Genomic DNA, 22,590 nt, shown 5'->3' on the forward strand with positions numbered 1-22,590 from the left:
CAATCATGGGGAATTGCTCGCACATCCTTGAATTCGCGTCCTGATCCTGTTCTAAAGCTTTTCTAAAGAATGGTCGGGGGGCTGTGATTTCTATGTCGGGAACCCATTCGTCGCGGCGGAGGCGCCGGCTGTGGCATTTCGCCAACGCCGATTTCGACGAGGCGAGCTGGGCGCTGCGCGTCGACGGGCACGCCGTCGCGCTCGAAGGCAAGCCGCTCGAAGTGCTGCACGAACTGCTGCTGCGCGCGGGCGAGGTCGTCACCAAGGACGAGATACTCGATGCCGTCTGGCCGGGCCTCACCGTCGTCGAAGGATCGCTCGCAACCGCCATATCGAAATTGCGCAAGGCGCTGGGCGGCGAAGCCGATGCGATCATCGCGACCGTACCGCGCGTCGGATACCGGCTGGTCGCGCCCGTCGCGGTCAATAGCATCGACACCCCGCTCGCGCCGCGCTTCGCCTTTGCGCCGGGCGACAGCGTGCCCGGCCGCAAGCTGTGGCAGCTCGACCGCCCGCTCGGCGACACCGGCAGCGAGGATGTCTGGTGCGCGCGGCAGGCGAAAACCGGCGAGGCGCGCGTCTTCAAATTCGCCGACGCGCCCGACCGGCTGCGCAGCCTGAAGCGCGAGGCGGCGCTGTCGCGCCTGCTGTTCGCCGGGCTGGGCAAGTCGGCGCCGATCCCGGCGCTCCACGAATGGAATTTCGACACCGCGCCCTTTTTCCTCGAATATGCGTGGGGCGGCGACGACCTGCTGGCGTGGGCGGAAGCGGCGGGCGGCCTATCCGCGATCGCGCCCGAGCAGCGGCTGGCGGTCGCCGCGATGATCGCGCGCGCGCTCGCCGCGGTGCATGGCATGGGCGTCCTGCACAAGGATCTGAAGCCCGCGAACATATTGATCGAGCGGGTCGATGACGAGCCGGTGGTGCGGCTGGTCGACTTCGGCAGCGGGCGGCTGCTCGACGACGCGGTCCTCGCGAATTACCACATCACCGATCCGGGATCGCTCGACGCCGACCTTGGCAAGGACGAACCGCGATCGGGAACGCTGGCGTATCGCGCGCCCGAACTCGCGGGCGAAGCCGTGCCCACGGTGAAGAGCGACATCTATGCCCTCGGGCTCATCGTCTATCAGCTCGTCATCGGCGATTTCTCGGCAGCGCTGGCGCCGGGTTGGGAAGCGCGCGTCGCCGACCCGTTGCTGCGCGATGACATTGCGCGCGCTGCGGCGGGCGTGCCCGCCGAGCGGCTCGCGAGCGCCGAAGAACTGGCCGAGCGGCTCGATCGCCTGCCGCAACGCCGCGCCGAAGCCGAGGCCGAGGCCGAACGGTCGGCGCGGCTCGCCGAACAGCAAAGACTGGACGAGCAGCGCGCCGCGCGGCGCCCGTGGGTTCGCGCCGCCTTCGCCAGCCTGACGGTTGGGCTGCTGACCGCGTCGGCGCTCGCCGCCTATGCCTGGCATCAGCGCAACGAAGCGGTCGCGGCGCGCGAACTGGCCGAAACCAGCTACGCCTTCATCGCCGAGGATGTGCTCGGTAGCCCCGATCCGGCGAAATCGAGCGCCGACGAGACGGTGATCGACGCGATCAAGCGCGCGAGCCAGCAGATCGACCAGCGTTTTGCCGGGGCGCCGCATGTCGCCGCGCGGCTCCATCTCGCGGTCGCGCGCGCGTTTCACCAACGGTCCGATTTCGATACCGCGCGCGCCGAATATACGCGCGCCGACGCGCTGTTCAGCAACGCGGGCGAGGCGTCGGGCGACGATGCCGTCGTCGGCCGGCTCGGACGTATCCACATGGAATCGACGTCGGGCCAGCCCGACCGGCTCGAAGTGGCGGGCAAGCTGCTCGCGGCCGAACGCGAGCGGCTGGGCGCACGCGGCGAGGCCGGGCGAGTTGGCTTTGCCCTCGCCTCGGCGGAGGGCGCCTATGGCTATATGGCCGACATCGAAGCCGCCGAGCGCGCGTTTCAGCGCGCGGTGAAGATCGGCGAGGCGCCGGACAGCGGGGTGCCGCCGGGGCAATTGCTCAAGGCGCGCTCGTCGCTCGCACTGACGCTGATGCGGCTCGGCCGCGCCGACGAGGCCGAACCGATCGCGCGCGCGATCGTGCGCGATTCGACGCGCATCCGCGGCGCCGACCACCCCGACACGCTCGTTACCCGGCAGCATTGGTTGAACAGCCTGTCGATGACCGGACGGCACGACGAGGCGCTGAAGGCCAGCGCCCCGCTCCTCGCCGCGATGCAAAAGCGGTTCGGACCCGACCACCGCTTTACGCTGGCGCTGCATTCGGCGCGGTTCGAGAGTTTCGCCGCGCTCGGCCAATATGACGCCGCGGCGCGCGAAACCGAGCGCGTCTGGCGGGGCGCGGCGGCGCTGGCAGGGCCGCAATCACACCAAGCCTTGGTCGGACAGACCGACTATGCCTCCGCGCTGTGCCAGACGGCCCGCCGCAACCAGGCGATGGGAATCGCGAACGACGCCCTGTCGACGACCCGTGCCGCCTTTGGCCCCGACTATCCGCTTACGCATGTGGTGCGGTATTTCACCGCCGAATGCCTGATCGCCAACGACCGCTTCGCCGACGCGCAGGCGTTGCTCCGCGGCCTCGATCGGCAGAAAATGGCGCAATTGCTGGGCAATCCGGATATCGGCGCGGCCATCGACCTGGCGCTCGCCGAAGCCGCGCTGGGCAGCGGCGACAAAGCCGAAGCGCGGCGGTTGCTCGCGGCCGCGGCGCCGGCGTTCGCGGACGCGAAAGATCCAGCGGCGAAAGCGCGCGCCAAGAAGCTGGAGGCACAGTTGGCCCGGGGCGGCGGTTGATCATCGGACATCGGTCGCTTGGAAAGCGATCGGACGGCCTGGCAGGGGCAGTAGGACTCGAACCTACGACCCTCGGTTTTGGAGACCGATGCTCTACCAACTGAGCTATACCCCTAGGCCGGAGTGGGCCACTAGCCGGATTGGAGGAGCGGGGCAAGAGGGATGACGGGTTGCGCGCGCGAGCCGGGCTGATATGCGCAATTTCGCATGAGCGACGCCCCGCCCCCCACCTCGTCCCCCACCCTCCCCCTCCACGGCGCCCCGCAGCATTATCTGGGCGGGATCGCGTTGCGGCTGCTGGCGATGGTCAGCCTGTCGCTGATGTTCGTGCTTGTCAAAAAGATCGACGCGGCGGGCATCCACGTCGTCGAAAGCCTGTTCTGGCGGCAAGCGTTGGTCCTGCCTTTCCTGCTGGCATGGGTGATGGCGACCAGCGGCCTGTCGTCGCTGAAGACGCGGCGGATCGGGGCGCACGCGCGGCGGATGCTGATGGGCCTGACCGGCATGGCATGCAATTTCGGCGCGATGATCCTGCTGCCGATGGCCGAGGCGACCACGATCAGCCTGTCGGTGCCGATCTTTGCCGTCATCTTCGCCGCCATCCTGCTCGGCGAGGCGACGGGGTGGCAGCGGTGGAGCGCCGTGATCCTCGGCTTCGTCGGGGTGCTCGTCGTGCTCGACCCGCTTGCAAGCTTCGCGGGCGGATTCGGGGGCACGCACGGCGTCGGTACATTAGTCGCCCTCAGCGGCGCGATAATGACCGCGCTCATCACCATTGCCGTGCGCGACTTGGGCCGCACCGAAAATGCCGCGACGATCGTCTTCTGGTTCAGCCTGCTGTCGATGATCCCGCTCGGCATCGCCCTGCCTTTCGTCATCACCCCGCACAGCGGCCATGAGTGGCTGTTGCTGATCGGGCTCGGCTTCCTCGGCGCGGTGGTCCAGATGTCGCTGACCGGCGCTTTGCGCCTCGCACCGGTGTCGGTCGTGATCCCGATGGATTATTCGAGCCTGCTCTGGGCGATCGCCGCCGGTTGGTGGTTCTTCGGCACCCTGCCCGCCGATACGACCTGGGTCGGCGCCCCGCTGATCATCGCGTCGGGGCTGTTCATCGCCTGGCGCGAGCATCGCCGCCATATCGACCGGCCGAAGGAGGTTGCTGCATGACGTTACCGATCCTTTACCACTGCCCCGACGCCCGCTCGCTGCGCTGCCTGTGGGCGGTCGAGGAGGCCGGGATCGACGTCGACCTCAAGCTGCTCAAATTCCCGCCGCGCGCGTTCGAGCCCGATTATCGCGCGGTGAACCCGCTGATGACCATCCCCGGCTGGGTCGAGAATGGACGGCTGATGACCGAATCCGCCGCGATCTGCGAGCGGATTGCCGAAAGAACCCCGCTCGAAGTCCGCCGGGGCGAAGGTGATTATTGGGATTATCGCAACTGGCTCCACCGCAGCGACGCGACGCTGACCTTTCCGCTCGCCATCATGCTCCGCTACACGCGCGTCGAGCCCGAGGAGCGGCGGCTCGCGCAGGCGGTCGAGGACTATAAAGCGTTCTTCGGCGGCCGGGCGAAGAGCATCGAGGCGGCGCTCGCCGACGGGCGCGAGTGGCTTGTCGCGGGGCGCTTCACCATCGCCGACATCGCGATCGGCTATGCCGCCTTCCTCGCGACGACGCTCGGCGCCGATGATTCGCTGGGCGAAGCAACGAAGGCATGGCTCGATCGCTGCATGGCGCGCGAGGGGTTCCGGCGCGCCCGCGCCCGTCAGAAGGCCGCCGCGTGACGAAAAAGGGCTCCACCATCCGGTGAAGCCCTTCGTGCCCCCCGTGCATGGCAGTGCCAACGAGGAAAACGCATCGGCCTTTCGGGGTGTAGGTCGCGTGAAAGGCCGTATGTGGGGCCAATTTATGGTGCGGCGGATAGGTTGGCTTTCACATTCTCACGTATGCGCACGGCGGATATGGGGCGGGGAATTGCCCTCCCTATTTTGTCATCCCGGCGCAGGCCGGGATCTCGCCGATGCGTGAATCCGATGCGGTGAGATCCCGGCCTGCACCGGGATGACGATGAAAGGAATGTCGTGTTTCAGACGAAACCCCCCGCTCAATTCACCATCCGCTCATAGCCTTCCCAATAGGGCGCGCGCAGGTCCTTGCGCAAAATCTTGCCGCTGGCGTTCCTCGGCAGCGCCTCGATCACGTCGATGCTGCGCGGACATTTGAACGGTGCGATGCGCTCTCGCGCCCACGCGATGATGTCGGCTTCCTCGACGCTGCTCCCCGGCTTGGCGACGACGACCGCCTTCACCGTCTCGCCCCATTTCGCGTCGGGGATGCCGATCACCGCGACCTCCTGCACCGCCGGATGGCCGAAGATCGCGCTTTCGACCTCGGCCGGATAGACATTCTCGCCGCCGGTGATGATCATGTCCTTCATCCGGTCGTGGATGAAGAGATAGCCGTCGGCGTCGAGATAGCCCGCGTCGCCGGTGCGGATCCAGCCGTCGTCGGTCATCGTCTTCGCGGTCGCGTCGGGCAGGTTCCAGTAACCGAGCATATTGTTCGACGAGCGGGTGACGACCTCGCCCACCTCGCCGATCGGGACGGAATTGCCGTCGGGCCCGAGGATGACGATTTCGACGCCGGGAAGCGCCTTGCCCGCCGAGCGCATCCGCGCATTGCCCGCGGGATCATGGTCCTCGGGCGGCAGCATCGAGATCGTGCCCGTGGTTTCGGTCATCCCATAGGCCTGAATGAAATCGGCCCCGAAGACCTGGATGCACTGGCGCAGCAGCTCGAGCGGGATCGGCGCGGCGCCATAGAGGATATATTTGAGGCGGCTGTAATCGACGCTGGCGCAGCGCGGGTGCATCAGCAGCATCTGGAGCGCCGCGGGCACCATGAAGAAGCGCGTCACGCCATGCTGTTCGACCGCGTCGAACACGCCATCGGGATTGAATTCCGCGAGCACGACGCCGGGCAGCCCCGCCGCGAGCGCCATGATGCCAAGCCCGGTGCCGCCGATATGCGCGCAGGGCATCGCGACGAGCACCGCCTCGTCATCGTCCCATTTGGTGTAGGGCATGTCGAGGGTGCTCGAATGTTTGCGGAGCGCGAAGAGATTGCGGTTCGACAGCACCGCGCCCTTGGGATTGCCCGTGGTGCCCGAGGTGTAGAGCTGGAGCACCGCGTCGTTCGCGTCCGAGGGTTCGAAAGAGGTACGCTGAGCGCCCTCGATCATCGCCCACGCCTCCGCCGCGCCGACGATGGCGGGATCGTTTGGGAGCTTGCCCGCGAGCTGATCGGCCAGTCCTTCGAAGCCTGGTCCGGCGAAGACAATTTTCGCCTCTGTGTCGCCCACGATGAACGCCCATTCGTTCGGCGACAGGCGCCAGCCGATCGGCGCCATCACGATGCCCGCGCGCGCCGCGCCGTAGAAAAGGGTGAAATAAAGGTCGCTGTTCTTGCCGATCCACGCGATGCGGTCGCCCTTTTTCAGCCCCGCCGCGATCAACGCCGAGGCGGCGCGCGCCGTGAGGTCATCGAGTTCGGCATAGGAATAGACGCGATCCTCTTCGCGCATCGCCACCCGGTCGGGGCGCTCGGCGGCCCAATGGGTCAGGAATTCGTCGAACGTAAACAGCTCCGAAACGTCGCGGCCCATCGCCTCTCTCTCCTCGAATCGCGTCGTTTGCGCGCAATTGATGAGAAAGCTAACGGTTCTGCCAGCGAGGTAAAGCGCCGATCGCCGGACCTGTCAGGTGCGTCAGGTGCGGCGGAAGAGCAGCATCAGGTTGTTGGCGGGCATCGCGCGGCGCTCGGCGAAGCTTAGTCCGGCGTCGCGGGCGGCCGACCTGACCGTATCGGCGTCGCGCAGCCCCCATGCGGGATCGCGGCTGCGCAAGCTCGCATCGAAGGCGAGGTTGCTCTCCGCAGTCGGCTCATCGGCTTCGATATAAGGCCCGTAGAGGATCAGTGGCGCGCCGGGCGCGAGCAGGCGTGCAGCGCCGGCGAACAGGCCGAGCGTGGCTTCCCACGGGCTGATATGGACCATGTTGATACAGAGGATCGCATCGGCGCGTTCGGTGGGCCAGTCGGGTTCTGCTGCGTCGAGCGCCCGCGGCGGCGCGATGTTCGTGCGTCCCGCCTCGACGCGCCAGGCCGCGATCGAGGCGAGGCCGGCAGGGTCGGGGTCGCTCGGTTGCCAGTCGAGGTGCGGGAAGGCCGCGGCGAAATGCACCACATGCTCGCCCGATCCGCTCGCGACTTCGAGCACCGTGCCCGACGGCGGCAGCCAGCCCGCGAGCACGGCGGCGATCGCGTCGCGGTTGCGCAGCGTCGCGGGGGCGTGGCGCTTTTCCGCTTCACCGCTGTCGCCGGGCATCCAGGGTTGCGGCGTCACTTTTTCGTCTGCGCCCGCGCGCGACGCTCGCGTATGATCAGCCAGGCGAAGAGGCCGACCGGGCCGGCCATCAGCGTCAGGAACAGGAAGGGGAATTGCACCGCCCGGCTGAATCCCTTCTGATCGGCATCGCGCGCGATCCACATGCCGGTGAACAGGTCGAACGCCAGATAATGGATCCACCCCATCGTCGCCCCGCCCGGGCTGTCGAACAGCTTCATCACGCCTTTCAGCGTCGTGAAATCGGCCCCGCTCGCGCCGCCCGGGTCGATGCCGCCGGTCAGGAAACCGACGATCAATATGGTGTAGGCGAGGCACAGCAGGAACACGCCGACATAGAGGATAGCCGCGAGGATTTTGGGCCCGCGCGGCAGGAAGGCGAGCGCGATCCAGGCGGCGAAGGCCCAATAATTGGCCAGCAGAAAGACATTGTCCCAGCTCATATCGTCTCCCCCTTTCCGTCATCCCGGCAAAGGCCGGGATCTCGCCGTTGGCAACCAACCCACCGATGAGATCCCGACCTACGTCGGGATGACGGTTAAAGCTAGACTAGCTCGATCCGCGCCGGCCGCTTTCGATGGGCTTTGATCAACCCTCCCAGGCGAGCACGGGTTTGCGCGCCGCGAGCGTTTCGTCGAGGCGCGCGCGCGGCGCGAAATGCGGCGCCGATTTGAGCGCCGGGTCGCCGTTCTTCGCGCGCAAGGCAATGCTGCGCAGCGCGCCGATGAACTGGTCGAGCACCGCCTTGGACTCGGTCTCGGTCGGTTCGACGAGCATCGCGCCGTGGACGACGAGCGGGAAATAGACCGTCATCGGGTGATAGCCCTCGTCGATCAGCCCCTTGGCGATGTCGAGCGTCGAGAAGCCTTCGGCGAGGCCCTTGTCGCTGAACAGTGCCTCGTGCATGCACGGACCCGATGCCGCGAAGGGCGCGTCGAGCACGTCCTCGAGGCTGCGCAGCACATAATTGGCGTTGAGCACCGCATCCTCGGCGACCTGCTTGAGCCCGTCGGCACCGTGGCTGAGGATATAGGTCAGCGCGCGGGTGAACATGCCCATCTGGCCGTGGAAGGCGGTCATGCGGCCGAAGGTCTGCGGATGATCTTCGCTCGCATTTTCCTCCTCGATCAAGCGGAAGTCATCGCCCTGCCTGGTGACGAAAGGCAGCGGTGCGAACGGAGCCAAAGCTTCGGACAGCACGACGGGACCCGAGCCGGGCCCGCCGCCGCCATGCGGGGTCGAGAAGGTCTTGTGCAGGTTGATGTGCATCGCATCGACGCCGAGGTCGCCGGGGCGCACGCGGCCGACGATCGCGTTGAAGTTCGCGCCGTCGCAATAGACATAGCCGCCCGCCGCATGGACCGCGTCCGAAATCGCCTTCATGTCGCGCTCGAACAGGCCGCAGGTGTTCGGGTTGGTGATCATCACCCCCGCGACATCGGGACCAAGGCGCGCCTTCAGCGCCGCCAGATCGACGCGACCTTCGGGCGTCGCGGGAATGTCCTCGACCGTAAAGCCCGCGAAGGCCGCGGTCGCGGGGTTGGTACCGTGCGCGCTTTCGGGAACCAGAATAACGCGGCGGTCCTCGCCGCGCGCTTCGAGCGCCGCCTTGATGCAGAGAATGCCGCAAAGCTCGCCATGGGCGCCCGCCTTTGGCGACATGGCGACGCTGTGCATGCCCGTCAGCTTGATCAGCCATTCGGCGAGTTCGTGGATCACCGCATAGGCGCCCTGCACCGTTTCCTGCGGCTGGAGCGGGTGGGCGTCGGCAAAGCCGGGCATCCGCGCGACCTTTTCGTTGAGGCGCGGATTGTGCTTCATTGTGCAACTGCCGAGCGGGAAGAGGCCGAGGTCGATGGCGTAATTCTGCCGCGACAGGCGCGTGTAATGGCGCACCGTTTCGGATTCGCTGAGGCCCGGGAGGCCGATCGGCGCGGTCCGTGCGAGCGCGCCGAGGTCGGCGGCGGGCGCGTCCTCGTCGAAATCGACGCCGGTGGTCTCGCTGCCGCCGATTTCGAAGATCAGCGGTTCCTCGAGCATCAGCGCGCGATTGCCGGTGAAGGTGACAGTGTCGTCGGCGCCGCCGGCGCTGTTCATTTCGGGGCGCCAGCCGGCGCGGTTGAGCGCGGTCATGCCAGCACCTCCTTCAGGGCCGCGGCGAAGGCGGAAATATCCGCTTCGGTCACGGTTTCGGTTACGGCGACGACGAGGCCGTTTTCCAGGCCGGCGTTGTCGGGATAGAGACGGCCGAGCGAGACGCCGCCGAGGATGTCCTTTTCGGCGAGCTTGTGGATCACCGGCCGCGCGGCGGTCGGGAGCAGCAAAGTGAATTCGTTGAAGAAGCTGGCGTTCAGCACCGACACGCCCGGCACCTTCGCCAGTTCGGCGGCGGCCGCCTTTGCCCGGCCATGGTTGATCGCGGCAAGCTGGCGGAGGCCGGCTTCGCCGAGCAGGGTCATATGAATGCTGAAGGCCAGCGCACAAAGACCTGAATTGGTGCAGATATTGCTCGTCGCCTTTTCGCGGCGGATATGCTGTTCGCGCGTCGAGAGCGTCAGCACGAAGCCGCGCTTGCCGTTGGCGTCGACGGTCTCGCCGCACAAACGCCCCGGCATCTGGCGGACATATTTGGTCTTGCACGCGAAGAGGCCAACGTAAGGCCCGCCGAACTGGAGGCCGACGCCGAGCGACTGTCCCTCGCCCACCACGATGTCGGCGCCCATTTCGCCGGGCGACTTGATCAGGCCGAGCGCCACGGGCTCGGTCACCACCGCGATCAGCAACGCGCCCGCGGCCTGACAGGCTTCAGCGAGCTTCGTCATGTCGTCGATGCGGCCGAGGATGTCGGGATATTGGACGACGACGCAGCTCACCTCCTTGTCGATGCTGCCCGCCAGTGCGGCCCAGTCGGTGCCCGCTTCGAGGGTCGGATCGCCATCGACCAGCACATCGCCGGTATATTTCGCCATCGTGCGCGCGACGCTGCGGTAATGCGGGTGGAGGCCGGTCGAGAGCAGGGCCTTGGCGCGCTTGGTGATGCGGCGCGCCATCACGATCGCTTCCCAGCAAGCGGTCGAACCGTCGTACATCGACGCGTTGGCGACGTCGGTGCCCAGCAGCCGCGCGACCTGCGACTGAAATTCGAACAGCATCTGCAGCGTGCCCTGCGCGATTTCGGGCTGGTAAGGCGTATAGGCGGTGAGGAATTCGCCGCGCTGGATCAGATGATCGACGCTCGCCGGAACATGGTGGCGATAGGCACCGGCACCGAGGAAGAAGGGGCCTTCGCCCGCAGCGCGGCTGCGGCGCGCGAGGGCCCCCATGTGGCGCTCGACCGCGAGTTCGCTCGCATGGTTCGGCAGGCCCGCGATCGGGCCGTCGAGCCGCGCCTCGGCGGGCACATCGGCGAACAGGTCGTCGATCGACGACGCGCCGATGGTGTCGAGCATCGCCGCGCGGTCATCGGGAGTGAGAGGGAGATAACGCATGAAATACTCCGGTCAGCTATCGGAAGAAGAAGCAAAAAGCGGTGCGAGATCTGCCAGCGATCCGCGAAAAATGGCGGGGCCGCTGTGCGTCGTGCGGACCCAGGGCGCGAGCCAGATGCGAAAACCCGCATCGCGCGCGCGGCGGCAGAAAGCATAATCCTCGGACAGCATCAGGCCGCTGCTCGGGTCGATCTCGGGCAGGAAGAGCGCGTGGACGCTTTCGCCCACCCCCGTTCCCTGCCGGTCGCGCGCATCGGTGCGGAAGGCGAGTTCGGGGTGCCGCGCGCCGAGCGTTTCGACGACGTCGCGGCGGATCAGCATCAGTCCGGTGCCAAGCTGCGACAATTCGACAAGATCGGTCAGCGCAAAGCGTTGGTCGGCGTGCAGGAAACTCAATGCGAAATCGCCCGCATAGCGAGCAAGGTCGGCCGCATTGTCCTTCCCAAGTCCGCGCTCGGCGGCGCGCGCGACCTGCGGCCAGTTGACCGTGCGGCGCGGCACCGCGGCGCCGAGGATCGCGCAGTCGGGCCGGGCCATCATCGCCGCGATCATCGCGAAAATATCGGCGGCGGCGAAATCGATATCGGCATCGACGAAGAGCAGATGCGTGCAATCGCTCTGCACGAACAGGTCGGCAAGCAGGCTGCGCGCGCGGTGGATCTGCGCTTCGTGGAGAATGAACTCGAACCGCACCGGCACACCCTCTGCCTGCGCCGCCAACGCGAGACCCAGCGCCGCGCGGACATAGGTGCCCTGCGCGCCGTCATAGATCGGCGTCGCCACCATCAGGCGGCAATTGGCTGGCGCGGCGTCGGTCATCGCATCCCTCCCCCTCCCGCCCGCGGGAGGGGCGATCGGTTACAGGGCGTCGCAGAAGGCCTTGTAGCCCTTTGCGTCCATCAGGCCGTCGAGCTGGCCCTTGTCGGACAGCGTCATGCGAAAGAACCAGCCTCCACCTTCGGGGTCCGAATTGACGAGCGCGGGGTCGTCTTCGAGCTGACCATTGCCTTCGGTCACGGTGCCATCGACGGGGGCAAAGACGTCGCTGGCGGCCTTCACCGATTCGACCACCGCGGCATCGCCGCCCGCGGTCAGTTCGGCGCCGGTGTCGGGAACTTCGACGAAGACGATGTCGCCGAGCTGGCCCTGCGCGAAGTCGGTGATGCCGACCGTCGCGACGTCGCCGTCGACGTCGATCCATTCATGTTCTTCGGTGTAATAACGCGGCATCGATCAGGCTCCCTGTTTGCGCACATAGCGGTGCGGAATGAATGGCATGGCGGTGACGGTGCAATGGACCAGCTTGCCGCGCACTTCGGCGGCGACGGCGGTGCCCGGCACGGCGTGATCGCGCGGGACATAACCCATGGCGATCGGCGCGCCGACGCTGGGGGCGAAACCGCCCGAGGTCACGACGCCGATCTCGTCCTCGCCGTCGAACAGCTTGGCGCCCTCGCGCACCGGCAGCTTGCCGTCGACGGTGAGACCGACGCGCTTGCGGGGCGGGCCGTCCTCAAGATGACCGAGGATGCGCGCGGCGCCGGGGAAATTCTCCTCTGCGCGGCGGCGCTTGCTGATCGCGAAGCCGAGGTCGGCTTCGGCGGGGTCGATTTCGGGGGTCATGTCGTGCCCGTAGAGCGGCAGGCCCGCTTCGAGCCGCAGCGAATCGCGCGCGCCGAGGCCGATCGGCTTTACTTCTTCCATTGCGCAGAGCGCGTCGGCGAAGGCGGTGAGCGCCTCACCCGGCAGCGAAATCTCGAAGCCGTCCTCGCCGGTGTAGCCCGAGCGGCTGACGCTGACCGGCACGCCGTTCCAATCATAGGGACTTGCCTGCATGAAGACGAGTTCGCTCACCGCCGGCCAGCCGGGCTGGAGCGGCGTCAGGCCCATTCGCGTCAGAACATCGACCGCCTTTGGACCCTGCAGCGCGAGCAAACCATGATCGTCCATATGATTGAGCGTGATCTCGTCGGACAGATTGTCGCGCAAATGGGCGATATCGTCCCATTTCACCGCGCCATTGACGACAAGGTAGAAGCTGTGGCCGCTGTTGGTGACCATCAGGTCGTCGAGGATGCCGCCGTCTTCGTCCAGCAGCAGCGAATAGCGCATGCGGCCGGGTTTCAGCGCCGAGATGTCGCCGGGGACGAGCGTTTCGAGCGCCTCGGCGACATTGTCGCCGGTGAGGACCAATTGTCCCATGTGGCTGACGTCGAACAGGCCGGCGCTTTCGCGCGTCCAGAGATGTTCGGCCATGATGCCTTCATATTGGATCGGCATCCAATAGCCGGCGAATTCGACCATGCGGCCGCCCTTCGCGCGGTGCCAGGCGTCGAGGGGCAGGGTGGCCGTTTCGATCGGAATTTCTTCATCTTCGCGCATATCGCACTCCCGTCGTTGACACGGCAAGTTGCGGCCCGGTGCCGCCCTGTCGCCATGCCCCCTCTGTCACGGGAACCTGAGAGTTTTCCTCCATATATCATGGAGTTACCCCTTCGGTGGTTCCGGCAGAATCGGCCGGAACGCTTTCCAGAGTGTCCGTTCCAGCCTGCGCGGTCCTGCTGACCTGAGAGTTTCCGGGGCGGTTGCTCCTTCGGTGGCGGGGTTGCCCCCGCGCTCTCCCGCGCGGCCGGTCGAATCCCTTGGTGGAACCCGACAGACGCCGCGAGCCTTGGCGCCGCGCCTTTGCAGAGTCAATCGGCGAGCGCGCCGAGCGCGTCGTTTTCGTGGATATATACGCCCGGACCATCTTGCCCCGCGAGCGCGACGATCGCGGCGGCGACGGTATCGCCCGAAATCGAGCGATAGCGGCGGAAGCGGCCGTGGAGCAGCGCGTCGGTCAGCGGCGCGGCGATCGTCGCCAGCCCCTCGGCGAGGCGTTGGGGTCCCGGCCGGTCGCCGCGGAGCAGGCCGGGGCGGATGAGATCGAGGCGGCCGAAGCCGAGCGCGCGAAGGTCGTCCTCGGTCTCGCCCTTGGTGCGCAGGTAGAAATTGCCGCTCTTTGCCGCGGCGCCGACCGAGCTGACCGCGATCATATGCGGCGTGCCGCCCGCCCTCGCCCCGCGCGCGGCGGCAAGTATGAGGTCGTGATCGACCGCGCGGAACGCCGCCTGCGATCCCGCCTGGCGGATCGTCGTGCCGAGGCAGGAAATGAGGACGGCGGGCCGCTCGGCGGCGATGATGTCGGCCCAGCGTTCGGACGGAGCGACCAGTTCGCGGTGATGCGGGGCCAGACTCTCGACCTCGCGCCGCGCGAGAACGGTGACGGACGTGGAACCGAAATGCCCGATCACCGCGCGTCCGACCATCCCGGTCGCGCCGACGATCAGCGCGTCAGGCATGCGCCAGCGCGGCGGGCACCGCGTCGCGGCCGAAGATGTCGGCGTAGCGGTCGATGGCGAAGCGATCGGTCATGCCCGCGATATAATCACCGATATGGCGGTTTGTCGCGCATGTTTCGCCGGGCAACCGCGCCGACCAGTCGGCGCCCATCAGCGCGGGATCGGCGGCATAGGCGGCGAAGAGGTCGGCGACCACCCGGTTCGCGGCCTCGGCGGCGGCGAGCTGTTCGGGGTGGTGATAGAGGTTCGTGTACATGAAGCGTTTGAGTTCGCGTTCCTGTGCCGCCAATTCGGGCGAAAAACCGCCGAGCGTGCGGCCCGCGGCGCGAACCTCCTCGGCGCTGGCGACCCCAACGTCGGCGACGTTGGCGGCGGTCGCGGCGATCACGTCGTTGACCATCACGCCGATCTGGTCGCGGACGAGTTCGCGCAGCAGCCGGTCACGCGGCGCGCCGGGGAAACGCCCCTCGACCGCGCGATAATTGGCGGCGACGAAGGGCTGTGCCATCAACTGGTCGAGGTCGAGCAGGCCCGCGCGCAGCCCGTCGTCGATGTCGTGATTGTCGTAAGCGATGTCGTCGGCAATCGCCGCCACCTGCGCCTCGAGACTGGCATGGCTGGCGAGGTCGAGCCCGAAGTCGCCGTCGATTTCGGCGAGCGCCCAGCCCGGATTCGCAACGGGGCCGTTATGCTTGGCGAGCCCTTCCAATGTCTCCCACGTCAGGTTGATGCCGTCGAACAGCGGATAGGGACATTCGAGGCGCGCGAGCGTGCGCAGCGTGTGACCATTGTGATCGAAGCCGCCATGCGCCGCCATCGCGGCCTTCAACGCATCCTCGCCCGCGTGACCGAAGGGCGGATGGCCGATGTCGTGCGCAAGGCACAGGGCTTCGGTCAGATCCTCGTTGAGCCCGAGCGCGCGCGCGATACCGCGGCCGATCTGCGCGACCTCGATGCTGTGGGTCAGGCGGACGCGATAATGGTCGCCGTCGGGGGCGACGAACACCTGCGTCTTGTGGCGCAGGCGGCGAAACGCGATCGAATGGATGATGCGGTCGCGGTCGCGCTGGAAATCGTCGCGCGGCCCGCGCACGACGCGGCCGAGTTCGGGATGGCGGCGGCCGCGGCTGCGCGCGGGGTCGCTGGCGCAGCCGGCCAAACTCACTTGATCGGGTCGACGGTTTCGCCCGCCTCGCTGTCGAAGAGGAAACCGTCGCCTTCGGCCTTTTTATAGTCGCCGAGCCAGTCCTGCGCCGCCTTGCGGTTGGCGAACGGCCCGACGAGCAGGCGCCGCGTCTGGCCCCATTCGGCGGTCGACCCCGATTTGCCCTTGAACAGCGCGGCGTTGCGTTTGGCGAAACGATTATAGTCGAAGGCGAGCGCCTTGAGGTTCGCGCCGGTCGCGATCTGGACCCACAGGCGCGCGGGGTTCGCCTTTTTCTTTGCGGCCTCCTCCTTCGCCTTGGCATCCGCGTCGGCTTTCGCCTTGGCGGCGGCCTCTTCCTTCTCGCGCTTCGCCGCCTCGGCCGCTTCGGCCTTGCGCTTGTCTTCGAGCAGTCGGGCGAGCGTGTCGGCGCCGATGGCATTGTCGGGCCGGCTCAGCTCTTCGGGCGGGATTTCGATCGAGCCGACGATCTCGGCGAGCGATGCGAGCGGGGCCGAGGCGGCGGTGGCTGGCGCGGGCGAAGAAGCGGCTGGCGTCGAACGGCCCACATCGGCGATCGAAAATCCGGGGCCGATCGGGCCCTTGTTCGCATCGACGGCCGCGCGGATCGGGCGCGGCGCCGCGGCGGTGGGAGTGGGAGTGGGAGTGGGAGCCGGTGCGGGACGGCTCGCCTCCGGCAGCGCGGCAGCCGGCGGCGCTGGCGTCGGCGCCGGCAACCGCGCGGCGGACGCCGGATCGGGTTTGCGCGCGGTGGGCGCGGACGTCCGCGACGGCGTCGTCGCTGCAACCGGCGGCCGCCGGTCGGCGGCGGCAGGCTGGCGCGTCGCGGTCGAGGCGGCCACCTGAACAGGCGCGCGTTTCGGGCCGGGCTGTCCGCTGGGGAAGCGGCCGAAATGCGCCGCCGCGGCCTGTTGCGCGGGATTGAGCCGGTCCATCTGGAGCAGATAGGGCGTGATATTCCGCGCCATCGCGGGCGGCATCGTCGCGTTGAGGATTTCAGTCGCTTCCTTGTCGCGGCCGTTCATCGCGAGGATCATCGCGCGCAGCCGCCACGCGCCGCGATCCTGCGCGCGCAGTTGCGGGGTCAGCATGGCGATTCCGCGATCGGCGTCGCCGCTGATCCCGAGCGACAGCGCGTAACGCCGCGTCAGTTCGTTATTGGGAGAAACCGACAGCGCGAGTTGATAGTCGCGCTGCGCCGCATCCTGTTGCCCCAGCAGGTCGCGCGCGAGGCCGCGGTCGGCGAGGAACAGCCGTTCAGGGGCGCCCAGCAGCTGCGCCTCGCCGAAATAGTCGAGCGCGCGCGTCGGATTTTCCATATGGACCATCGCCGATCCGAGCGCCGCCTTGATCGCGCCGTCGCGCGGGCGGGCCTGTTCGGCGCGGACGAGGAAACCGAGCGCGGCGCGATAATCCTCGAGGTCGATCGACGCACGGCCGGCATCGAGCAGCGCCGCCGTGTCGCTGCTGTTCGCCGCGATGCGGGCGAGCGACGACGACAGCAAGGTGCGCGCGGCGGTCCGCTTTTCCATCGCCGCCTTGGTCGCGGGGTCGGGCGGCGTCACCTGAGCCTGTACGGGCGCCAGCGCGGGGGCGAGTGTCACCGACCCAAGCAACAGCACGCCGAGAGCGCGAACAAGGTAGCGCGCGCGCGCCGGCTTCGCCGTCCATTTCACCTGCCGCATGGGCACATCATCCCGATTTCCGGCCTGCCGTGCCCGGCGGGCGGCCGCTCGATAGCCCCGTTACTGGTTGTTCTGACGTCCCAGGAAACGCGGAATATCGACCCCGTCGTCCTTGCCGCCCTCTTCGGCATCGGGGGTCGATGCCCCGCGCGAGAGCCGCGACATGCGTTCGAACAAGGTGCCGCCGCCGACCGAGCGCGCGGGCGATTCGGCCGCGTCCGCAGCGCCTGCCGAACGATGGTCGGCAGCCGGAGCCTCGGGCGCGTCGAGGACGAGTTCGCCGGCGGTATCGTCATAGGTCGCGGCGACCTGCGACAACTCCATCGGCTCTTCTTCCGCGGCCGGGACCGCGGCTTCGGGTTCGGCATCGCCGAGCGAGAAGCCGGGCGCCGGGTCATTGTCCTGCGCCAGCGGCGCTTCGGCGACGGGCTCTTCCTGCACAGCGGGTTCGACCACTTCTTCGGCCACCGGAGCGGGCGCAGCCGTACGGGCAGGGGCGAAGGAGAAGCTGCGCGTCGCGGGCGCGGCCTGCGCGGCTTCGCCCGTCCCGTCGATACCCGTGGCGACGACCGAGACGCGAATCTTGCCGTCGAGGCTGTCGTTGAAGGCGCTGCCCCAGATGATGTTGGCGTCGGGGTCGACCAGCTCGCGAATGTGGTTCGCGGCCTCGTCGACTTCCATCAGGCGCATATCCTCGCCGCCGGTGATCGAGATGATGACGCCCTTTGCGCCCGCCATCGACACGCCGTCGAGCAGCGGGTTGGCGATGGCTTTCTGGGCGGCTTCGAGCGCGCGGCCGTCGCCTTCGGCTTCGCCGGTGCCCATCATCGCCTTGCCCATTTCGCGCATCACGCTGCGCACGTCGGCGAAGTCGAGGTTGATCAGGCCGGGCATGACCATCAGGTCGGTGATGCCGCGGACGCCCTGCTGGAGCACTTCGTCGGCCATCGAAAAGGCTTCTTTGAAGGTCGTGTTGGGGTTGGCGACAAGGAAGAGGTTCTGATTGGGAATGATGATCAGCGTGTCGACATGTTCCTGAAGCTCGGCGATGCCGGCGTCGGCGGAGCGCATACGCCGCGCGCCTTCGAACATGAAGGGCTTGGTCACGACGCCGACGGTCAGGATGCCGCGGTCGCGCGCCGCCTTGGCGATGACGGGAGCCGCGCCGGTGCCGGTGCCGCCGCCCATGCCCGCCGCGACGAAGCACATATGCGCGCCGTTGAGCGCCTCTTCGACCTGCGCGATGCTTTCCTCGGCAGCCGCGCGGCCGACCTCGGGCCGCGAGCCCGCGCCCAGTCCCTGGGTGATCTGCGTCCCCAGCTGGATACGCCGTTCGGCCGGCGAAGCGTTGAGCGCCTGCGCGTCGGTGTTGGCGACGACGAAATCGACGCCCTCGACGCGCGCCGCGATCATGTTTGCGATGGCATTGCCGCCCGCGCCGCCGACGCCGATCACCGCGATGCGCGGCTTCAGCTCGTCGACCTGCGGCGGGCCAATATTGATGCTCATCAAATAGTCTCCCTGCAGCGGCGGACAGATGCCGCTTCCCCAACCTTGCGACCCATCCGGGCGGTAGTCCGGCCGCCCGGTTTTCTGCACCCGCATTGCACTATTGTGACGTGGGAATCATCCAAAAAATTAACCTTTTCGACACTCGTCATTCAAAAACTACTCTTAAGAGCCGCCATCAGGCGGTGGAGGATCGAGGTTCCCGCCGGCTTGTACACATCCTGCGCCATCATCGGCAGGTCGCGAAGGTCGACGGGGTCCGACGCGGCATAGAGAACCAGACCCGCGAGCGTCGCGAAAGCGGGGCCGCCATGCGCATCGGGCAGGCCGTGCAAGCCGCGCGGTCGCCCGACGCGCGCGGCGCGGCCGAGGGCGGCCTGCGTGTAATCGGCGATCCCTTTGAGGTCGGCGCCGCCGCCGACGAGCACGACCTGCCGCCCGATCGGGCCGACGAAATGCAGATCCTTCAATGTCCGGCCGATCTCTCCCATCATCGCGTCGAGCCGCTGGCGGATCACCGCCACCAGCTGCGCGCGCGTGATGCGCGGGGAATCGCCGCCCGACGGCGCGCCGGGGTCGAGTTCGATAATCTCATTATTGTCGCGCGGGCTGGCGGAGGCCGAGCCGTAGAAGCTCTGGAGCCGCTGCGCTTGGCTTCGCCTTATTCCGAAGGCCGAGGCGATGTCGTCGGTGATGTCGCTCGCGCCGAAGGGTAGCGACGCCATTTCGACGAGCATGCCGCCGGCATAGAGCGAAACGGTGGTGACCGCGGCGCCAAGTTCCACGAGCGCGACGCCGAGGTCGCGCTCTTCCTCCGACAAACAGGCGAGCCCCGCGGCGATCGGCGAGGCGACGACGGCGTTGACGTCGAGATGCGCCTGACGCACCGCGGACTCGAGGTTCCGCACCGGCGCGCCGTCGGCCATGATGATGTGGATGTCGACGCCGAGGCGGTCGGCGTGGAGGCCGATCGGATTCTTGACCCCGTTGAGCCCGTCGAGCGTGTAGAGCGCGGGCTGGGCGTGGAGGATCATCCGCCCTTCGGGATCGATGCCGGCGCGGCCCGCGGCGAGCAGGTCGTCGACATCCTCCTGCTCGATGCGGTGCCCGCCGAGCTCGCTTTCGATCGGCGCGACATCGCTCAAGAGGCTGCCCGCCGAGAAGCTGACCCAGACGTCGTCGATGTTGAGGCCCGCGATGCGCTCGGCCTGCTCGATCGCCTCGCGCACGACATGTTCGGTCTGTTCCATATCGGCGACATAGCCGCGCTGGACCCCGCGGCTCTCGCGCTGGCCGGTGCCGAGGACATGGAGTTGGCCGTCGGCGGTCTGGCCCGCGATCAGCGCGCAGACCTTCCACGACCCGACGTCGAGCGCGGTGATGATCTTTTCGATGCGCGGCGGCGGCATGGCCCTACCCTTCGTTCGCGGTGCTGGCGGCGACGGCGTCGACCGCGGCGCGCATGTCGTCGAGCTTGGCGGGCGCCACCTGTCCCTCGTGCGGCAGGCGGAGGACGAAGCGTTCGGGATCGCGCATGTCGAAGCGGAGGATGCCGCGGCCGAGCAGGCGATTGGCGCCGTCCATATGCGCGAATTTGGCGAGCGCGGCCTTCGCCTCGTCCTCGCCTTCGGGCAGCGACAGCGTCTCGCCGCTGCGGAAGCGGAGGTCCCAGCGGCGGTTGCCGACCCAAGTCGCGCCGGCGAGCAATTCCTTGAGGCTGCTCGCCGAGGCGAGCAGGCGCGCGAGATCCTGCGACCGCTGGTTCGCGCGCGGGCCGATGACGAGCGGCAGGTCGGGCATCGTCGCGACGGTGACGGGTTCGAGCACGACGCCCTTTTCGTCGATCAGCGACAGGCGGTTGTTGTGCTGCCAGATCGCTGCGGGGGTGCGCTCGACGATGTCGACGACGAGCGTGTCGGGCAGGCGGCGCGACACGCGCGCATCCTTGATCCAGCCATATTTCATCAGGTCCGCGCGGACATCCTCGAGGTCGACCGCCGCCATCGAGCGGTCCTTCTGCGCGAGCGCGATGTCATAGAGTTTGAGCCGGTCGATGCGGTCGGCGCCGACGACCTCGACCTTTTTGACCTGAAACCCCGCGCGGCCGACGACCTGGGCATATTCCTCGTGGATCTTGGCGGTGACGCCGGTCGCGTGCGCGGCGATCGCGGCGACGGCGCACAGGCTGAGGCCGATCGTCCAGTTGGCGACCTTCTGCAACCGCTGCGGGCTGATCGGCAGCGCGTTGATGATCGCGTTGAGGCGCGATTGCTGGATCTTGCGCCGCTTTTTCGGCGCGCGCGCGGGCCGCCTTGGCGGTGCTTTTCCGCGCTTGATCTGAGTCTTGCTCATAACAACGCTTCCCCCACGAGGCGTTCGACGAGTTCGGCATAATCCATGCCGACGGCGCGCCCCTGTTCGGGCACGAGGCTGAGCGGCGTCATGCCGGGCTGGGTATTGACCTCAAGCAGATAGATACCCGCCAGCCCATGTTCGTCGTCCCAGCGAAAATCGGAGCGCGAGGCGCCCTTGCAGCCAAGCAGGCGGTGCGATTGCAGCGCCAGATCCTTCATCCGCCGCGCGACGTCGGCGGGGACGTCGGCGGGGCAGACATGTTCGGTGAGGCCCTCGGTATATTTGGCGTCATAGTCGTAGAAGCCCGATTTGACGCGCAGCTCGGTGACCGCGAGCGCCTGATCGCCGAGCACCGCGACGGTCAGCTCGCGGCCCTTGATGAAAGGTTCGGCGAGCAGGCGGTCGAACTCCTGCCACGGACCGACGGCGTCGCGCGCGATCGGGTTGCCGTAATTGCTGTCGTCCTTGACGATCGCGACGCCGACCGACGAGCCTTCGTTGACGGGTTTCAGCACATAGGGGCGCGGCAAGGGGTCGATGGAAAAGAGACTTTCGCTGTCGACCATCGTCCCCGTCGGCATCGGGATGCCATGCGGGACGAGCGCCTGTTTCGTCAATTCCTTGTCGATCGCGATCACCGATGTGACGAGGCCGCTGTGCGTATATTTGAGCCCCATCAGGTCGAGCAGGCCCTGCACCGTCCCGTCTTCGCCCGGGACGCCGTGGAGCGCGTTGAAGACGACGTCGGGCTTCGCCTCGGCGAGCCGCAGCGCGACGTCGCGGTCCATGTCGATACGCGTGACTTTGTGGCCCCGCGATTCGAGCGCGTCGGCGACGCCGCCCCCGCTCATCAGCGACACTTCGCGTTCGGCGGACCAGCCGCCCATCAGGACGGCGACATGCCACGGACCCCGGCTCATACGGGCTTACCCACGCGTTGAATCTCCCATTGCAGTTCGATGCCGCTCTTGTCCTTCACCCGGCGGCGGACTTCTTCGCCGAGTGCCTCGATGTCGGCGCTCGTCGCGTCGCCGCTATTGATCAGGAAATTGGTGTGCTTCTCGCTGACCTGCGCGCCGCCGACGGCGAAACCGCGGCAGCCCGCATCGTCGACCAATTGCCAGGCCTTGTGTCCGTCGGGGTTCTTGAAGGTCGAGCCGCCGGTTTTCGAGCGCAGCGGCTGCGAGGCTTCGCGGCTCGCCGAGATGCGGTCCATTTCGGCCTGGATCGCTTGCGCTTCTCCCGGACGGCCGCGGAAGGTCGCACCGATCACCACCGCACCTTCGGGCAGTTCGCTGTGGCGATAGGTGTAGCCTAAATCGGCGAGCGGCAGCGCCTTGCGTTCGCCCGAGCGAAGCACGACGTCGCAGTCGACGAGGATGTCCTTGACCTCGCCGCCATAGGCGCCGCCGTTCATGCGCACGAAGCCGCCGACGGTGCCGGGGATCGAGCGGAGGAATTCCATGCCGGCGATACCCGCGTCGCGCGCGGTCGAAGAGACGAGGATGCCCGACGCACCGCCGCCGCAGCGCAGCGTCGTCGCGTCGATGGCTTCGACTTTCGCGAAGGCCTTGCCGAGCCGGACCACGACGCCCGGGAAACCGCCGTCGCGGACGATGAGGTTCGAGCCGAGGCCGAGCGCCATCACGGGGGTGGCGGGATCGAGATCGCGGAGGAAATCGGCGAGGTCGTCGGCGTCCTTCGGTTCGAACAGCCAGTCGGCGGGGCCGCCCGACTTGAACCAGACGAGGGGGGCGAGCGGCGCCCGCGGGGTGAGTTTGCCGCGGACGGTTGGGAGGGTTGCGGTGGCGGTCATGCGC

General features: G+C 67.6%; 19 protein-coding genes, 1 tRNA gene and 2 riboswitches. Of the genes, 3 read left to right on the plus strand and 17 right to left on the minus strand.

Translation table 11 applies throughout. The annotated features are described in order from the left end of the window. Positions 1–92 precede the first annotated feature (92 nt). Positions 93–2,822, plus strand: coding sequence for a protein kinase domain-containing protein (locus GGR90_RS00490; RefSeq protein WP_167918431.1), 2,730 nt, complete (start codon positions 93–95; stop codon positions 2,820–2,822). 39 nt (positions 2,823–2,861) lie between these two features. Here GGR90_RS00490 and GGR90_RS00495 read toward each other — a convergent pair. Next, positions 2,862–2,937, minus strand: a tRNA-Trp gene (locus GGR90_RS00495). A gap of 92 nt (positions 2,938–3,029) precedes the next feature. Here GGR90_RS00495 and GGR90_RS00500 point away from each other — a divergent pair. Beyond that, a complete protein-coding gene (locus tag GGR90_RS00500) occupies positions 3,030–3,989 on the plus strand; it encodes a DMT family transporter (protein ID WP_209023520.1) in 960 nt (319 codons plus the stop codon). Next, the gene (locus GGR90_RS00505) at positions 3,986–4,609 is read left to right on the plus strand and encodes a glutathione S-transferase family protein (protein ID WP_167918433.1); all 624 of its coding nucleotides are present in this window, start codon (positions 3,986–3,988) and stop codon (positions 4,607–4,609) included. Before GGR90_RS00500 ends, GGR90_RS00505 begins: the two co-directional genes overlap by 4 nt. A 320-nt stretch (positions 4,610–4,929) precedes the next feature. On the opposite strand, the gene GGR90_RS00510 is transcribed toward GGR90_RS00505, so the two are convergent. The 16 genes from GGR90_RS00510 to murB all read right to left on the minus strand — a co-directional run bounded on the left by GGR90_RS00510 (position 4,930) and on the right by murB (position 22,586). Further along, complete coding sequence (locus GGR90_RS00510; protein ID WP_167918435.1) at positions 4,930–6,489, minus strand: fatty acid--CoA ligase; 1,560 nt, start codon at positions 6,487–6,489, stop codon at positions 4,930–4,932. Between the two features lie 102 nt (positions 6,490–6,591). Continuing rightward, the gene (locus tag GGR90_RS00515) at positions 6,592–7,209 is read right to left on the minus strand and encodes a DUF938 domain-containing protein (RefSeq protein WP_209023590.1); all 618 of its coding nucleotides are present in this window, start codon (positions 7,207–7,209) and stop codon (positions 6,592–6,594) included. A 14-nt stretch (positions 7,210–7,223) separates the two neighbouring features. Continuing rightward, positions 7,224–7,670 (minus strand): ABA4-like family protein, encoded by a 447-nt coding sequence (locus tag GGR90_RS00520; RefSeq protein ID WP_167918439.1) that lies wholly within the window; start codon positions 7,668–7,670, stop codon positions 7,224–7,226. Positions 7,671–7,815: 145 nt separating this feature from the next. Continuing rightward, positions 7,816–9,360 carry an aminomethyl-transferring glycine dehydrogenase subunit GcvPB gene (gene gcvPB, locus GGR90_RS00525; protein WP_167918441.1) on the minus strand — a complete coding sequence of 515 codons (1,545 nt, stop codon included), beginning with the start codon at positions 9,358–9,360 and terminating at the stop codon, positions 7,816–7,818. After that, entirely contained in the window at positions 9,357–10,715 is a 1,359-nt protein-coding gene (gcvPA, locus tag GGR90_RS00530; protein ID WP_167918443.1) for an aminomethyl-transferring glycine dehydrogenase subunit GcvPA, read from the minus strand. Before gcvPA ends, gcvPB begins: the two co-directional genes overlap by 4 nt. Positions 10,716–10,727: 12 nt before the next feature. Next, positions 10,728–11,534 carry a glycosyltransferase family 2 protein gene (locus GGR90_RS00535; RefSeq protein WP_167918445.1) on the minus strand — a complete coding sequence of 269 codons (807 nt, stop codon included), beginning with the start codon at positions 11,532–11,534 and terminating at the stop codon, positions 10,728–10,730. Positions 11,535–11,573: 39 nt separating this feature from the next. Next, a complete protein-coding gene (gene gcvH / locus GGR90_RS00540; RefSeq protein ID WP_167918447.1) occupies positions 11,574–11,945 on the minus strand; it encodes a glycine cleavage system protein GcvH in 372 nt (123 codons plus the stop codon). A gap of 3 nt (positions 11,946–11,948) precedes the next feature. Beyond that, positions 11,949–13,097, minus strand: coding sequence for a glycine cleavage system aminomethyltransferase GcvT (gcvT, locus tag GGR90_RS00545; RefSeq protein ID WP_167918449.1), 1,149 nt, complete (start codon positions 13,095–13,097; stop codon positions 11,949–11,951). Between the two features lie 53 nt (positions 13,098–13,150). Beyond that, positions 13,151–13,258, minus strand: a riboswitch (glycine riboswitch). Beyond that, positions 13,259–13,349: riboswitch (glycine riboswitch) on the minus strand. Positions 13,350–13,408: 59 nt separating this feature from the next. Continuing rightward, the gene (locus GGR90_RS00550) at positions 13,409–14,056 is read right to left on the minus strand and encodes a Rossmann-fold NAD(P)-binding domain-containing protein (RefSeq protein WP_167918451.1); all 648 of its coding nucleotides are present in this window, start codon (positions 14,054–14,056) and stop codon (positions 13,409–13,411) included. Next, positions 14,049–15,221, minus strand: coding sequence for a deoxyguanosinetriphosphate triphosphohydrolase (locus GGR90_RS00555; RefSeq protein ID WP_167918453.1), 1,173 nt, complete (start codon positions 15,219–15,221; stop codon positions 14,049–14,051). The genes GGR90_RS00550 and GGR90_RS00555 overlap by 8 nt, the downstream gene beginning before the upstream one ends. Next, on the minus strand, positions 15,218–16,906 hold the full coding sequence (locus GGR90_RS00560) for a tetratricopeptide repeat protein (protein ID WP_167918456.1): 1,689 nt from the start codon (positions 16,904–16,906) through the stop codon (positions 15,218–15,220). The genes GGR90_RS00555 and GGR90_RS00560 overlap by 4 nt, the downstream gene beginning before the upstream one ends. A 60-nt stretch (positions 16,907–16,966) precedes the next feature. Further along, entirely contained in the window at positions 16,967–18,415 is a 1,449-nt protein-coding gene (gene ftsZ, locus GGR90_RS00565) for a cell division protein FtsZ (RefSeq protein WP_167918458.1), read from the minus strand. A 152-nt stretch (positions 18,416–18,567) separates the two neighbouring features. Next, the gene (ftsA, locus tag GGR90_RS00570) at positions 18,568–19,824 is read right to left on the minus strand and encodes a cell division protein FtsA (protein WP_167918460.1); all 1,257 of its coding nucleotides are present in this window, start codon (positions 19,822–19,824) and stop codon (positions 18,568–18,570) included. Between the two features lie 4 nt (positions 19,825–19,828). Further along, a complete protein-coding gene (locus GGR90_RS00575) occupies positions 19,829–20,767 on the minus strand; it encodes a cell division protein FtsQ/DivIB (RefSeq protein ID WP_167918463.1) in 939 nt (312 codons plus the stop codon). Next, positions 20,764–21,690 (minus strand): D-alanine--D-alanine ligase, encoded by a 927-nt coding sequence (locus GGR90_RS00580; RefSeq protein WP_167918468.1) that lies wholly within the window; start codon positions 21,688–21,690, stop codon positions 20,764–20,766. The genes GGR90_RS00575 and GGR90_RS00580 overlap by 4 nt, the downstream gene beginning before the upstream one ends. Continuing rightward, positions 21,687–22,586, minus strand: a complete 900-nt coding sequence (gene murB / locus GGR90_RS00585) for a UDP-N-acetylmuramate dehydrogenase (protein WP_167918471.1) — start codon at positions 22,584–22,586, stop codon at positions 21,687–21,689. The genes GGR90_RS00580 and murB overlap by 4 nt, the downstream gene beginning before the upstream one ends. Between the last annotated feature and the right edge of the window lie 4 nt (positions 22,587–22,590).

The sequence above is a fragment of the Sphingopyxis italica genome (assembly GCF_011926545.1).
Taxonomy (GTDB): domain Bacteria; phylum Pseudomonadota; class Alphaproteobacteria; order Sphingomonadales; family Sphingomonadaceae; genus Sphingopyxis; species Sphingopyxis italica.